This window comes from Natronospirillum sp. (assembly GCF_022565775.1).
Taxonomy (GTDB): domain Bacteria; phylum Pseudomonadota; class Gammaproteobacteria; order Pseudomonadales; family Natronospirillaceae; genus Natronospirillum.
Window position 1 is genome coordinate 1 of record NZ_JAIUMC010000091.1, and the last position, 13102, is coordinate 13102.

The 13102-nt window shown below is 59.5% G+C and carries 10 protein-coding genes and 1 tRNA gene; 6 read left to right on the plus strand and 5 right to left on the minus strand.

The window, feature by feature from the left end; all coding sequences use genetic code 11:
- Nucleotides 1-103: 103 nt before the first annotated feature.
- A complete protein-coding gene (locus LAT62_RS13640) occupies nt 104-1003 on the minus strand; it encodes a transglutaminase family protein (RefSeq protein WP_293384977.1) in 900 nt (299 codons plus the stop codon).
- The gene (locus LAT62_RS13645) at nt 1003-3615 is read right to left on the minus strand and encodes a circularly permuted type 2 ATP-grasp protein (protein ID WP_293384980.1); all 2613 of its coding nucleotides are present in this window, start codon (nt 3613-3615) and stop codon (nt 1003-1005) included. The genes LAT62_RS13640 and LAT62_RS13645 overlap by 1 nt, the downstream gene beginning before the upstream one ends.
- Nucleotides 3616-3853: 238 nt before the next feature.
- On the opposite strand from LAT62_RS13645, the gene LAT62_RS13650 reads away from it, so the two are divergent.
- From LAT62_RS13650 to LAT62_RS13660, 3 genes are read left to right on the plus strand one after another with little or no spacing between them, the layout of a single operon-like run.
- The gene (locus tag LAT62_RS13650) at nt 3854-6238 is read left to right on the plus strand and encodes a transglutaminase family protein (RefSeq protein WP_293384983.1); all 2385 of its coding nucleotides are present in this window, start codon (nt 3854-3856) and stop codon (nt 6236-6238) included.
- A 47-nt stretch (nt 6239-6285) separates the two neighbouring features.
- The gene (locus LAT62_RS13655) at nt 6286-7773 is read left to right on the plus strand and encodes a circularly permuted type 2 ATP-grasp protein (RefSeq protein ID WP_293384986.1); all 1488 of its coding nucleotides are present in this window, start codon (nt 6286-6288) and stop codon (nt 7771-7773) included.
- A gap of 15 nt (nt 7774-7788) precedes the next feature.
- The gene (locus tag LAT62_RS13660) at nt 7789-8748 is read left to right on the plus strand and encodes an alpha-E domain-containing protein (RefSeq protein ID WP_293384989.1); all 960 of its coding nucleotides are present in this window, start codon (nt 7789-7791) and stop codon (nt 8746-8748) included.
- A 24-nt stretch (nt 8749-8772) separates the two neighbouring features.
- Here LAT62_RS13660 and LAT62_RS13665 read toward each other — a convergent pair whose 3' ends face one another.
- Nucleotides 8773-9663, minus strand: coding sequence for an AraC family transcriptional regulator (locus LAT62_RS13665; RefSeq protein ID WP_293384992.1), 891 nt, complete (start codon nt 9661-9663; stop codon nt 8773-8775).
- 117 nt (nt 9664-9780) lie between these two features.
- On the opposite strand from LAT62_RS13665, the gene LAT62_RS13670 reads away from it, so the two are divergent.
- The 3 genes from LAT62_RS13670 to LAT62_RS13680 all read left to right on the plus strand — a co-directional run bounded on the left by LAT62_RS13670 (nt 9781) and on the right by LAT62_RS13680 (nt 11707).
- A complete protein-coding gene (locus LAT62_RS13670) occupies nt 9781-10461 on the plus strand; it encodes a DUF4386 domain-containing protein (RefSeq protein ID WP_293384995.1) in 681 nt (226 codons plus the stop codon).
- Between the two features lie 73 nt (nt 10462-10534).
- Complete coding sequence (locus LAT62_RS13675) at nt 10535-10837, plus strand: 2OG-Fe(II) oxygenase (protein ID WP_293384998.1); 303 nt, start codon at nt 10535-10537, stop codon at nt 10835-10837.
- Between the two features lie 411 nt (nt 10838-11248).
- The gene (locus tag LAT62_RS13680; RefSeq protein ID WP_293385001.1) at nt 11249-11707 is read left to right on the plus strand and encodes an ATPase; all 459 of its coding nucleotides are present in this window, start codon (nt 11249-11251) and stop codon (nt 11705-11707) included.
- Between the two features lie 543 nt (nt 11708-12250).
- Here the strand turns inward: LAT62_RS13680 and LAT62_RS13685 are convergent.
- Together LAT62_RS13685 and LAT62_RS13690 are read right to left on the minus strand one after the other, a co-directional pair.
- Nucleotides 12251-12327: transfer RNA gene (locus LAT62_RS13685), tRNA-Ile, on the minus strand.
- Between the two features lie 263 nt (nt 12328-12590).
- Nucleotides 12591-13102: sigma-70 family RNA polymerase sigma factor (locus tag LAT62_RS13690; RefSeq protein WP_293385004.1), on the minus strand; the 512-nt coding region annotated here is incomplete at its 5' end.

A 13102-nucleotide genomic window follows, 5' to 3' on the forward strand; every position in this document is an offset into this window, starting at 1 on the left:
TGTTGACATCCCTTGAAGTGGGCCCACCACGCCGGCGGGATGTCGCCTTGGCCAGAGACCGCAGACCGCACGCAGAGAGTCGCCGAATTAACCAGACAGGACACTAGTCGGCGGCTTGCGGCATGACGTCCACGGACACCTTCAGGTCATGTGCGCCGCCGCCATTCATTACCCCTTTCAGTGGGGTGACATCTCCGTAATCCCGCCCCCAGGCCAGCGTCAGGTAGCGTTCATCCGGCGTGCTGCTGTTGGTGGGATCAATGTCGAGCCAGCCCCAGCCCGGCAGATAGACGCTCAGCCAGGCATGGCTGGCGTCGGCGCCGACCAGACGTTCCTGACCGGGTGGGGGCAGGGTCTCCAGATAGCCACTGACGTAGCGCGCCGCCAGACCGATGGAGCGCAGGGCGCCAATCGCCAGGTGGGCGAAGTCCTGGCAGACACCTTTCCGGTTGGCCAGCACATCGGCCAATGGCGTGGCCAAAGTGCTGAACTCCGGGTCGTAAGTGAATTCCTCAAAGATCAGCGTATTCAGTGCCAGTACCGCTTCTACCATGGGGCGTCCCGGCGTAAAGCACTGTTGCGCGAAGGCACGCAGGGCAGGACCCTGGCGGATAAATGGCGAGTCCATATTGAACAGCGAGGCTTCCAGACACTCCGGACCATGCGGTGCAGAGGCCCGCTCCCGACCCGGGCGCAACTGGGCCGCTGCGGTCTCCCAAGTCAGATCCAATGAGGGTGGTGGTGCCTTGGGCTGGGTCGTGATCTCGCTGCTGGCGGTCACTTCGAGATTGTGGTGAATGTCCTGAATAGCAAAGTACACCACCCGGTTGCCAAAGAAATCCCGTCGCTCGCGCTGCCTCAAAGGGGGCGGTGAGATCATTAGCTCACTGTGCGTGCAGGATTGCCCCGGCACGTCGCGCATCAGCAGGCGCGCCTCGTTGTGGCTCAGGGTCACCGGACTGGAATAGTCGTAATGGGTTGTGTGTCGCACCCGATAGCGCATCAAAAGGACCCCTGCTGGTTGACCAACTGCTGCGGCGTCTCGGCATGGCTGAAGTGGCTGTGCGAAATGGCCTCCGACAGTCCCGACAGCGGGATCAGTATCTGATCGAGCAGTTTGCCCAGTGCCTTGCGCGCCGCCGCCGAGCTCTCCAGGTCGGTCAGTGTCGCTATGTCGACCAGGTGCAAATGGCTGGTGGCCTGAATGACCAGACGGGTTTCCTGACTGCGGAAAGGGCTGTCATCCGCACGCGGCAACTGTTCAATCTGGGTGCCCAGGCGCTTGAGCATATAGCCCACCGATCTGGGGTTGCTTTCATCGAACAACAGCAGGTCCAGCATGGCCGCAGGGTAGAGTTGTGAACGGTAGCGTCGCCGGTAAACGGTCAGATTGTCCGTGGTGGCAAGCGCTGCCTCCCAAAGCCTTGGGCCAGGCAGCTGTGCTGTCACCAGCGCCAGTTTGAGCAACTCGAGGTTGGCCATCAGGCGGTCGATGACGCGACCAATGTCCATAAAGCGCCAGCCATAATGGTGGGGCATGGTTTCGTTGCACAGCCCGAAGAAAGCCGCCAGCAAGGTCACGATATCTTCCAGAGAACGCTGCCCGCTACTGGCCCCCTGTATCTGAGGCAGGTCATTGAAGGTCTGGCGCAACGTGTTGAGCGTTCGCCAGGCATCATCGCCCAAGTGGTCGCGCACGGCCCGGCCATTCTTCAGCATCAGGCTGAACATCCAGGGCAGTCCATCTGCTCTGGGCTCCCCGAACAGCGACATCAGTTGCTGGCGCAACGCCTTGAACTGTTCACCCGCGCGCTGATTGACCACTTCACGGGAGGGGTGCTCACCCGGAGCGACTGGCACAATACCGGGCAATTCCAGTTTCAGGGCGGCAAAAAGATCCGGTAAGAGGGTCTCCTCCAGCGGTTGCTGACCTTCTTCCACCAGGCTGTGCAGTGCCTCGCGCAGTAACCGGGCACGGTTGTCCAGGCGCTCGCCATAGCGACCGGTCCAGAACAGGCTTTCGGCCACCCGGCTGGGCAGGTCTGTGCCGTCGCGGGTGACCAGCACGGCGCCCTTGGCGCGGCGCAGTTGCGGGACATGGGGCTGTGCCACCGGGGCCAGCACCCAGATGTCCTTTACCACGGCGCTTTCCATTACCGGCGTGCCAGGTGGCGCCACCCAGGCCAGACCACCGGGCATGATGCGGTGTCTGCGATCAGTAATCGGGCCACCCTGTTCAGCGGGATCGGCCAGGGCAAAAAAGCGCAGATTCACGGGCTCCGGGGCGATGGCGTGCTGCACCGCATCAAAGCTCGGCGCCGTTGCCGGCTTCAGCGGTTGCTCGGCAACATACAAATGCGGTGCGGCTTCCATTGCTGCAGTCAATGCTGCGGCGTCTTCTGCCGACAGCTCCGCAGGTTTGATAGTGCGGCTCGGTTCACCGATCTCCCGCAGTTGCCAGGGGGTCAGGTTTTGCACGACGCGCGACAGAGAATCAGGGTCGCCGCACCATAGGACATCACGCCCCGCCAGTTGCAGCGGCTCCTTCAATAGAAACCAGCTTAGCCGGGGCAGAAACGCCGCCAGTGCCGGATGCTCCAGCACACCGGTACCCAGACTGTTGGCAATGGCCACTTCACCGCGCCGTGCCGCCTGCATCAGCCCGGGCACCCCGAGCAGTGAGTCGCCGCGCAGTTCCAGGGGGTCACACCAGGGGTCTGTAATCTGGCGCACGATCACGTCCACTGCCTTCAGGCCGCCCAGTGTGCGCATCGACACCTGGCCGTCCCGCACCACCAGATCCGTGCCTTCCACCAGGGAAAAATTCATGTAGTTGGCCAGCCAGGCGTGCTCGAAATATCCGGAACTTCCGGGCCCGGGCGTCAGCAGCACAATATTGGGGTTGTCCCGGCGTTGCGGCGCGAGGGCCGCCAGGCACCGATGCTGGGCCTGCAGAAACCCGGCAAGGCGACGCAGCGGCGCGTCACGGTACAACTGCGACAGGGCCCGAGACAGGATGATCCGGTTTTCCAGCGCATAGCCCGCACCCGATGGTGCCTGCGTCCAGTCATTCTGGACCCGCCAGGCGCCGAACTGGTCGCGAATCACATCAATACCCTGGAAGATGACCCTTGGCCGATCGCCAAACTGGGTGGTGTCGGCAGCAGGAAACAGCCAACTGGGATGGCTGTAGACCAGCTCGGGCGGCAGGATACCCTGTTTGATCACCTGTCGCTCACCATAGAGGTCGTCCACCAGCAGTTCGAGCAGCCGGACCCGCTGCTTCAGGCCCTTCTCGAGCAGTTCCCAGCTTTGCGGGCTGATCACATAGGGAATGGGGTCCAGACGCCAGGAGCGCAGCTTGCCCACATCGTCTTCGTAGACATTGAAGGTGACGCCATTCTCGTGCAGCAGCGCCTGGGCTTCACTGGCGCGGGAGGCCAGCCCGTCCAGCGCCTGGGCTTCAAATTCGGTCAACAGCGGTTGCCAGCGGGCGCGAAAATGACCTTCTGCATTGACCAGCTCATCATAACCCTCAGCCAGGGGCCCACGCGCCGCCAGATAACTGCTCAGCAGTTGCTGCAGTAAATCACTTTGATTGGCCGGGTTAGGCATACAGACAGGCGCCCTTGAATGAAATCAGCAAGTTGCAGTGTAACCCACTGGCGCAGCGCCCGGCAGATTTTATCCCCACTTTCCGGGCATCGTGACATCGGCTACACTCTCTGCAATGACGGACCATATTTTGACGCCAAGGTGGCGGCTGGTTCGGCCCGACAACGATCTTTCGCGGTATGCGAAGTAGACTATCTCATGCTGCGAAGGCGTCTTTTATTGCCTGTGAGCCGAACGCATGACTCTGCGCGTTGTTCTTCAACATAGCACGCACTACCAGTTTGATCGCCCGGTCACGCTCTCTCCCCACTTTATCCGCCTGAAACCCTCACCGCATTCTCGCGTGGCACCTGATGCCTATTCGCTGCAGATCGACGGGGGGCCGCATTTCATCAACTGGCAGCAGGACCCGTTCGGCAACCATGCGGCGCGGGTGGTGTTTCCAGACAAGGTGACAGAATTGCGCGTGGCCGTTGAGCTGATCGTGCCCATGGTTGTTGTCAATCCTTTCGATTTCTTTCTCGAGTCCTACGCCGAGCAGTTCCCGTTCAGTTATCCGGCGGCGCTGAAAAAGGACCTCGGACCCTATCTCGAGATCACCGAACGTGGGCCGCTGCTGGAGCAGTGGGTTGCGCAGATCGAGACTCACCCGCGGCCCATGGCCGAGTTTCTGGTCTCCATCAACCAGCGACTGGTGCAGGACCTCGAATATCTGGTGCGCATGGAGCCGGGCATACAGAGTCCGGAACAGACCCTGAAAGAGGCCCGCGGCTCGTGCCGTGATTCGGCCTGGCTGATGGTGCAGATCATGCGCCACCTCGGCCTGGCGGCGCGCTTTGTATCGGGCTATCTGATACAGCTCACGGCGGATGAAGCGGCCGTGGACGGGCCATCCGGCACGGATGTCGACTTTACCGACCTGCACGCCTGGGCCGAAGTGTTCGTGCCCGGCGCCGGCTGGATTGGGCTGGATACCACCTCGGGCCTGTTCGCCGGGGAAGGGCACATCCCGCTGGCGGCAACGCCCGAGCCCGGCACTGCCGCACCGATCAGCGGTACCAGCAGTCCGTGCGAAGTCAGGCTTGAGCATGACATGAGCGTGACCCGTCTGCACGACGCGCCCCGTGTCACCAGCCCCTATACGGAGGCCCAGTGGCAGGACATTCTGACGTTGGGCGGCACGGTCGATAAAGCGCTGGCCGGTCAGGATCTGACATTGAGCACCGGCGGCAAGACCACATTTGCGTTCCAAGAGACGCCGGAACTGGATGCGCCTCCCCTGGCGGACTATCTGCTGGCGCGTGATGCACTGCTTGATCTCGATATGGGCACGCTGCAGGTAGACATCAGGCCGCAAACCCGTTGGCTGGAGCTGGTGGCAGAGACAGAAGGCCTTTATTCCGAAGCCCGACAGAATCGGCTCCGTGCGGAAACGTTCCGTCTGGATGGCCGCCATACCGGTACCGGCAGTGGTGACATCACTCTGGGTGGCGAGACGATGGAGACCTCGCCGTTTATGCAGCGACCGGATCTGCTGGCGAGTCTGATCACTTACTGGCAGCACCACCCGTCACTCTCGTTTTGCTTTACCGGCCTGTTCATGGGGCCGGACAGTTCAGCGCCGCGGGCGGATGAGACCAATCCCAACCGGCTGAACGACCTCGCCTCGGCCTTGCAGGCGCTGCACCAGGGCCAGGCCAGTGGCAGCCGTATCAATGCGCTGCTCGGCCCGTTGTTGACCAGTCGCGATGGCGACCCGCATCGCACCGAGTTTGATCTTACCCAGCTCTGTCCACAGCATCAGCCGACCGAGCGCCGTGGCCTGTTGACGTTGCGCGGTTTCGAGATGCCACCCAACGCTCGCCTGCACCTGGTTCAGACGCTGCTGTTGCGCGCCCTGGTGGCCAGGTTGGCGCAGGCACCCTATGCCCGGCCTCTGGTGTCATGGGGGCCGGCTCTTCGTGACCGCTGGCTGCTGCCGCATTGTCTGTGGACAGATCTGGAAGACATCGTGCGTGACCTGCAGGCCCATGGCATCGATTTTCAGGCTGAGTGGCTGGCCCCGTTTCTGGAGTTCCACTTTCCGCGCTGCGGCAAGGTGCAATATGGCGACGTGACCATTGCCTTGCGCCAGGCCCTGGAACCCTGGCATCTGGCTCAGCAGTTCGGAGCCGGCAGCGACCACAGCCAGTTCCTGGATACGTCCATCGAGCGCCTGCAGGTGACGGTGACCGGTCTGACGCCCGGTCGCCACCTGGTGACCTGCAACGGGCGGGCACTGCCCTTGCATGAAACAGGCACCAGCGGCGAAGCCGTGGCGGGTGTGCGCTATCGCGCCTGGCCCGCAGCGGGCGACGAGCAAATGACGGTGGATGCTCCACTCGTGTTTGACCTGGTCGACACCTGGAATGAACGATCGCTGGGCGGCTGCACCTATCACGTTGCCGACCCGGCAGGGCGCAATCACCAGCGGGCGCCCGTCAACGCCAATGCGGCCGAAGCGCGCCGACTGGCAAGGTTCTGGCCGCATGGGCATACCCAAGGGGGGCTGACGGTGACACCTGCGGAGCCCAAGGGTGCCACGCCCTACACGCTTGATCTGCAAGACACGCAACACGCGTAACCGAATCAACAAGATGGTTGAGATGACTTGAGCGGGGAAGAAGTCACATGAGCAAAATCAACTGGGACGAATATGCCTGCAAAGGGTTTTATGACGAACTCATGGTCAAACCCGGGCAGCCACACCCCGCAGCCAATTTGCTGTGCGACTATCTGGCAGAACTGGGCGGTCGCGAACTGGCAGAATTGAAGAATGCGTCCGAAGTGGCCATTCAGGTCATGGGCATCACCTTTACGGTGTATTCCGAAGGCAGCATGATCGATCGTGCCTGGCCCTTCGATATAGTGCCGCGCATTATTCCCCTGTCGGAATGGCAACGCACCGAAGCGGGGCTCAAGCAGCGGGTTGAAGCACTGAATTTGTTCATCCACGACCTTTATCACGACCAGCGCATCGTAAAGGACAAGGTCTTCCCGGCAGAAGTGCTGGCGCAGTCGGTCAACTTCCGGCCGCAATGCATGGGCGTCAGTCCGCCCAATCAGATCTGGGCGCATATCTGCGGCTCTGATCTGGTGCGCGACGACAAGGGCACCCTGTACGTGCTGGAAGATAACCTGCGCGTGCCCTCCGGCGTGTCCTACATGCTGGAAAACCGCAATGTCACCAAGCGGGTGATGCCGGAGCTTTTCGCCACGGGCCGCATCCAGCCCATTGACGACTACACGGCCCAGCTTTATGACATGCTGGCCTCCATGTCGCCGCGCCCCGGTGACGACCCCGAGATCGTCATACTGACCCCCGGCATCTACAACTCGGCCTACTTCGAGCATTCCTATCTCGCGCAGCAGATGGGCGTGGTGCTGGTGGAAGGGTCCGATCTGGTGGTGGATGACGACGATACGGTGCACATGCGCACCGTTGACGGCCTGAAACGGGTGGATGTGATTTACCGGCGCGTTGACGATCTGTTTCTGGACCCGGAAGTCTTCCACAAGGACTCAGCCCTGGGTGTGCCCGGCCTGATGCGCGCCTGGCGCAACGGCAAGGTCGGGCTGGTCAATGCCCCGGGGGCCGGGGTGGCCGATGACAAGGTGGTATATGCCTTCCTGCCCGAGATTATCAAGTACTATCTCGACCAGGAGCCGCTGTTGCCGAATGTACCGAGTTACCTGTGCATGCGCGACGATGACCTGAACTACGTGCTGGAACACCTGCACGAGCTGGTGGTGAAACCGGCCAATGAATCCGGCGGCTACGGCATGCTGGTGGGGCCGCATTCCACCAAAAAAGACCGGGATAAGTTCGCCAAATTGATCAAGGCCGATCCGCGCAACTACATGGCGCAGCCGACGCTCAAGCTCTCCACCACACCGACGCTGATAGACGATCAACTGGAGCCCCGGCACGTCGACCTGCGGCCCTTTATCCTGTCAGGCAAGGATCACACCTACGTCACCACGGGCGGCCTGACCCGCGTTGCCCTGACTCGGGGCTCACTGGTGGTGAATTCGTCCCAGGGGGGCGGCAGCAAGGACACCTGGATTGTTGATGTGGACAACCCGTATCCCACCCCACCGCCGCCGGAACAGGACTAACAGGAGGACTTCATCATGCTGTCTCGTGTCGCTGAAAACGTATACTGGCTCGCGCGCTATCTGGAACGGGCGGAAGACACCGCGCGCCTGATCAATGTGACCAGCAACCTGCTGCTCGACTACCCCACGACCACTCGCCTCGACTGGGACTCGCTGCTGATCATTACCGGCGAAGAAGCTCTGTTTGAAGAGCACTATGAACAGCCCACCATGGAAAACGTGCTGAGCTTCATGTGTGGCGATCTGCGCTATTCCGGCTCGATCCTGTCGTCCCTGAAAGCGGCGCGCGAAAACTTGCGCACTACGCGCGACATCATGCCGCGGGAAGTCTGGGAAGAGCTGAATACCCTGTATATGGACACCCAGAAGCAGGTGGAGGGCGGTATCAACTCGCGCCGGCGCGACACCTTCCTCAAGCGGGTGATTCGCAGTTGTCAGACCATCAACGGCCTGATCGAGGGCACGTTGAGTTACACCCAGGCGCATACCTTTCTGATGCTGGGGCGCAATCTGGAGCGTGCCGACATGACCACCCGCATCATCGATGTGCGCTCAGCCAACCTGTTGCCGCGCACCCCGGAAGACCTGACGCCCTTTGAAAACCTGCAATGGATGAGCGTGCTGAAATCACTGACCGGCTACCAGATGTACCGCCAGCAGGTGCGTTTGCGCGTGCGTGGGCCAGACGTGCTCAGCTTCCTGCTGCAGGATCAGGCCTTCCCCCGCGCCATCGCCTGTTGTCTCGCCCGGTTGTCTTTCTCGCTGGAACACCTGCCGCGCCACGAAGAAGTGCAGGCCGTCGTCGACAACCTGTTGCCGCAACTGCTCGAAGCCGACCTGGAAACCATGGCCGGCGAGCCTGACCTGCTGCACGACTTTGTGGATGACCTGCAGATCGGCTTCAATGCACTGCACCAGTCCATCGCCGATCATTATTTTGGCGGGGCGGTGAAAGTGGAGTCGGATGCGGCTTAGGGGCTGAGTCAACTGGTTGTGATCTCAAGTGTTGTTCAACGGAATCACATATTTTGAGTCGGTCGAGGCATCAAACTGCTCGACCTGTTCCATCCACTCGTAGTCACTGCCTTCACCCCGGTGGTATCCGGACTTCGGCAGCCAGTAGCCGTAGATAAAGTCGATCGTACGGTTGACCGCCTCTGCGTCCATTCCCGTTACGCTGAACACAGCAACGGTTTGCTCCGGCAGAGAATGGACCACCATGCCTGCCGGTGCCTTCTCGGGTTCTGTCGTTTCGATGGCAGCCAGATGGGTCAGTTCCTCTTCCGTGAACTGACCGGATTCGCTGAGGGTCAGGCCGAAATAGCTTTTGGCGCGCCCTCCCGGCACCCTGCCTTCCTGTTCGAACAGCTCCCTCCAGGCATTCTCCATAAGGTGACAACTGGTCTGGTCAGTTGCAAAAGGCGACGGGATCACGGTGGCAAAACCGACCAGGCTGATTGCCGGCCTGACTTGAATGATCGGCTCTCGTGTTACCCGGTGGGCAATATGATGCAACAGTCCTTCGTCCAGAATGGGCTTTTCGTTCAGAAGCACTGCAGGTCGCTGTTGCCGAAATTCTTTTGGGGACATAGAGAAATAGGCCTTGAACGAGCGCGTAAACGCCTCGTGGGAGCCAAAGCCAACACCGACGGCAATATCGATGATGCTCTGGTTGGTTTCCAGCAACAGTTGCGCCGCCCGAGTCAGACGACGCCCGCGAATGTAAGAGCCCAGGGTGTCGCCGATCAGGCTTTTGAACCAGCGCTGAAAATGCCAGGGCGACAGCCCGCTGAGCTCGGACAGCGCCAGCACGTTAACCTCGTCAGCCAGGTTCGCCTCTATATCGTCCACCAATGTCTGCAAAAAGCCGAAGTTCTGGTGCGCCGTCATTGTCGAAACATACCTGCAAATACACTCGATTCGCACAAATTATCAAATACGGGCCTGACGGGCGCATTAGGATGCGTGGCTAACAGTCGTTGCCATCCATCGAAGAGGAAAGTAGTCATGTCGCACCCTGTCTCTCTTGTTGATCAAAAGCGAGCCGCCATCATAGCCGGTTTCTCCTTGCTGACCATGGCGCTGTTGGCGCCTATTGCGTTTTTCGTTGTGCTGGAGCCGATCCAGACGGCGGGTGATACCGCCGCTCAGATCAGCGCCATGCAGGCCGCAGGTACCCTGTTTCGAGTCAGCATTCTCATCTTCTTTATTGTAGCCGTTCTGGACCTGGTGTTGGCCTGGGCACTGCACGGTGTCTTCTCTCCGGCCAACCCGCACCTTTCGCTGCTTGCGGCCTGGTTCCGCCTCGTCTATACCGCCGTGCTGCTGGTGGCCACGGTGGCACTGGTCGAAGTGCAGAGCTTGTTGCAGGCGCCCGCACCCGACAGCACGCACTGGCAACTGCTCTTGCAGCATCAGTTCAACGGTTTCTTCTCGGCTTTCTACTTTGGTCTCGGGGTGTTCGGCTGTCATCTGATCGTTCTGGGATATCTGATCATTCGAACCAACCTTTTCCCGTCGCTGCTGGGTGCTCTGGTCGTGATCGCCGGGCTGGGTTATCTGATCGATACACTGGGCAAGGTCATGATCAGCCACTATGGCCTGGGTCTTGCCAGCTTCACCTTTGTCGGAGAAGTGTTGTTGATCGGCTGGCTGTTCTGGTGGGGGTTCAGGCGAGTCGCTCACTGACATGCCTCTTTAAATTTCGCAGCCGGACGCGCACAATTGATTGATCACTAGCGTCAAGGCAATCAGTTCTGCCATGCCAGACAAGGTAAAAACCCGAATTCTGTTTCGGTCCCGGCGTTTCAATGTGTACCTGGTGCGGTACTCGCAGGGCCACAGCATCCTGCCGCATCTGGACATGATCGCCGAGGGGCGCCTGTACAAATTCAATTGGGTGCTGGTGAAGCCGAAAGAGGGCGGCGAGTTCATCTGCGACAGAACGCTTTTCAACCTGTTCGGGCGGTTCATTCTGTTCCGGCCGGACCTCTACCAGCACCAGGTTTCAAGAATTGAACGCGGGCAGCGCTGGCTGCTCAGTTTTGCACTGACAACCTACTAAACTTTGCTGAGCTCAGAGCCGGCCCGCACACAGCCGGTCTGCTTCTGCAGCAATTTCGTTGAACTCAGTCTTCAGCTCCAAGTGTTGTCCCTGAATCTCACGTCAGCCAGCAGTGAAGCGGTCAGCAAAGCCTGACATTCGCGCGCATCGTTCAGACCATGAACATTTCAAGAGAGTTTTGACCATCGACCACAAAAGGCCATGTGGCTCCAGTGTGGGGGGGACAGCGTGTCCGGGAAAGCTCAAGCCGGCACTCAAAATTGATGGTGGTCTGTGCGTCAACGCACAGACCACGATGCGCCTGCCTGCAGTAATGATCCAACATATTGCACTCCTTTCCAGGGTTCAACGAGTGGCCAAGTTGAGGGAGAAATAAACAAGAGATGATTTTTGCACAAGGATTAGTAGATTATGCAAATCAAGACGGTTGGGGAGTTGATCGAGTGGACTCGGACGATGCATGAGCTTTTGGCGCAGTGCCTGACGAACTGCGCTTCGAACCATGGTGATGAGCGAGCCGCCTCCTTGCTCACGTATGTTGCTGCTCACGAAGCGGAAATGGAAAAAATGGTTGCCGAGTTCGAACAGGAGGCCAACTCCAGGGCTTCAGATACCTACGTCTATGATTACATTCCGCACAATATGATCACTGCACATTCGGTTTGCGATGCACTCTGCGCCAAGCTGGATATTGATGAGATCAGGGCTGGAATATTCAACTTTCACAAACAGATCAATGCCCTCTATCGCACTCTCCTCGGCACCGCAGTCATACCCGAAGCAACAACACTTCTGCAATCGCTGCTCGATATGGAAGAAAACCAAACAAAGCGACTGGCCAGTCAGATCGGACGGATGGACGACCTGTAGGCTCAGTCGGCACCCTAGCTCGTTCAATGTGCAAGAAGGACAACAGACTCAGGGAAAACCGGGCATGATCAATGTTCAGATCTATCGATACCATTCGGAGCAGAACCCTGCTCCTTACATGCAGTCCTTTGAATTGCCTGAAAAGTTCCGGAATCGAATTGTGCTGGAATCCCGAAAAATACCCGGGACCTGCAGAATTGCGGCATTCGTTGCGCTTTCTTCTCGATAGCCATGATCAGGCTCGGTAATCTCCCCATTGAAGTTTGTCTGTGGGGATTCCAATCTGCAGAATAGCTGTAGAACATGCGCACCACTAATGTTCCACGAATGTCGCAACTCGAAAACCCAGCTGTCTGAAAATCCATAGTTGCTGATAATGAGCTGAAACGCAGCAGTGGCGGGGGGGGGCGTGGTTTAGTCAGGGAGCGTGGTTGTGTTCAATGCTGAAAGAGCGGACAAATTTACAAACATTGCGACCATAAACTGTCCGAAGCGGACAAGTTATGAGCGCAACAACAAAAGGGACAACATAAAGAGAGGGAATGGTGGGCCTTGCTGGACTTGAACCAGCGACCAATCGATTATGAGTCGACTGCTCTAACCAACTGAGCTAAAGGCCCCCTGATTGGGTCTTGTTGCTGCTTGGCTCGGATGCGTCCTCGCCAAGGGGCAGCATTATAGCGGAGGGTGTGCTGCTTTCAATAGTGGTGTGGCCGAGAGAGGGCCTAGCGGCCAAGCGCAGGCAAGCCAGCGCCTACAAATCAGCCTCCGTTGTAGGCGCGCGCCTCGGCCGCGCTTGGGGCCGCAGGCCCCTTGATCGGGCGGCTGAGCCGCCTAGCGCAGGCAAGTCGAAACGTCGAACCGCAGCGCCTACAAGGGGCGTCTACTGCTCGTCGATAAAGGTGCGCAGGTGATCGGAGCGGCTGGGGTGGCGCAGTTTGCGCAGGGCCTTGGCTTCGATCTGACGAATGCGCTCGCGGGTGACGTCGAACTGCTTGCCGACTTCTTCCAGCGTGTGGTCGGTATTCATGTCGATACCGAAGCGCATGCGCAGTACCTTGGCTTCGCGTGCGGTGAGGCCGCCCAGTACATCCCGGGTGGCTTCTTCCAGGCTCTTGTCATTGGCGCTGTCGGACGGTGATTCCATGGTGCTGTCTTCGATGAAGTCGCCCAGGTTGGAGTCTTCGTCGTCGCCAATCGGCGTTTCGAGCGAAATCGGCTCCTTGGCGATTTTCAGCACCTTGCGGATCTTGTCTTCCGGCATATCCATGCGCTCGGCCAGTTCTTCCGGCGTGGCTTCCCGGCCCATCTCCTGCAGCATCTGCCGCGAGATGCGGTTCAGCTTGTTGATGGTCTCGATCATGTGCACCGGAATACGGATGGTGCGCGCCTGGT

What these genes read in the sequence shown, in the direction of transcription:
- LAT62_RS13680 (WP_293385001.1), top strand. Translation starts at nt 11,249, where the DNA reads ATGCAAATCAAGACGGTTGGGGAGTTGATCGAGTGGACTCGGACGATG.
- LAT62_RS13660 (WP_293384989.1), top strand. Translation starts at nt 7,789, where the DNA reads ATGCTGTCTCGTGTCGCTGAAAACGTATACTGGCTCGCGCGCTATCTG.
- LAT62_RS13645 (WP_293384980.1), bottom strand. Translation starts at nt 3,615, where the DNA reads ATGCCTAACCCGGCCAATCAAAGTGATTTACTGCAGCAACTGCTGAGC.
- LAT62_RS13655 (WP_293384986.1), top strand. Translation starts at nt 6,286, where the DNA reads ATGAGCAAAATCAACTGGGACGAATATGCCTGCAAAGGGTTTTATGAC.
- LAT62_RS13675 (WP_293384998.1), top strand. Translation starts at nt 10,535, where the DNA reads ATGCCAGACAAGGTAAAAACCCGAATTCTGTTTCGGTCCCGGCGTTTC.
- LAT62_RS13670 (WP_293384995.1), top strand. Translation starts at nt 9,781, where the DNA reads ATGTCGCACCCTGTCTCTCTTGTTGATCAAAAGCGAGCCGCCATCATA.
- LAT62_RS13665 (WP_293384992.1), bottom strand. Translation starts at nt 9,663, where the DNA reads ATGACGGCGCACCAGAACTTCGGCTTTTTGCAGACATTGGTGGACGAT.
- LAT62_RS13640 (WP_293384977.1), bottom strand. Translation starts at nt 1,003, where the DNA reads ATGCGCTATCGGGTGCGACACACAACCCATTACGACTATTCCAGTCCG.
- LAT62_RS13650 (WP_293384983.1), top strand. Translation starts at nt 3,854, where the DNA reads ATGACTCTGCGCGTTGTTCTTCAACATAGCACGCACTACCAGTTTGAT.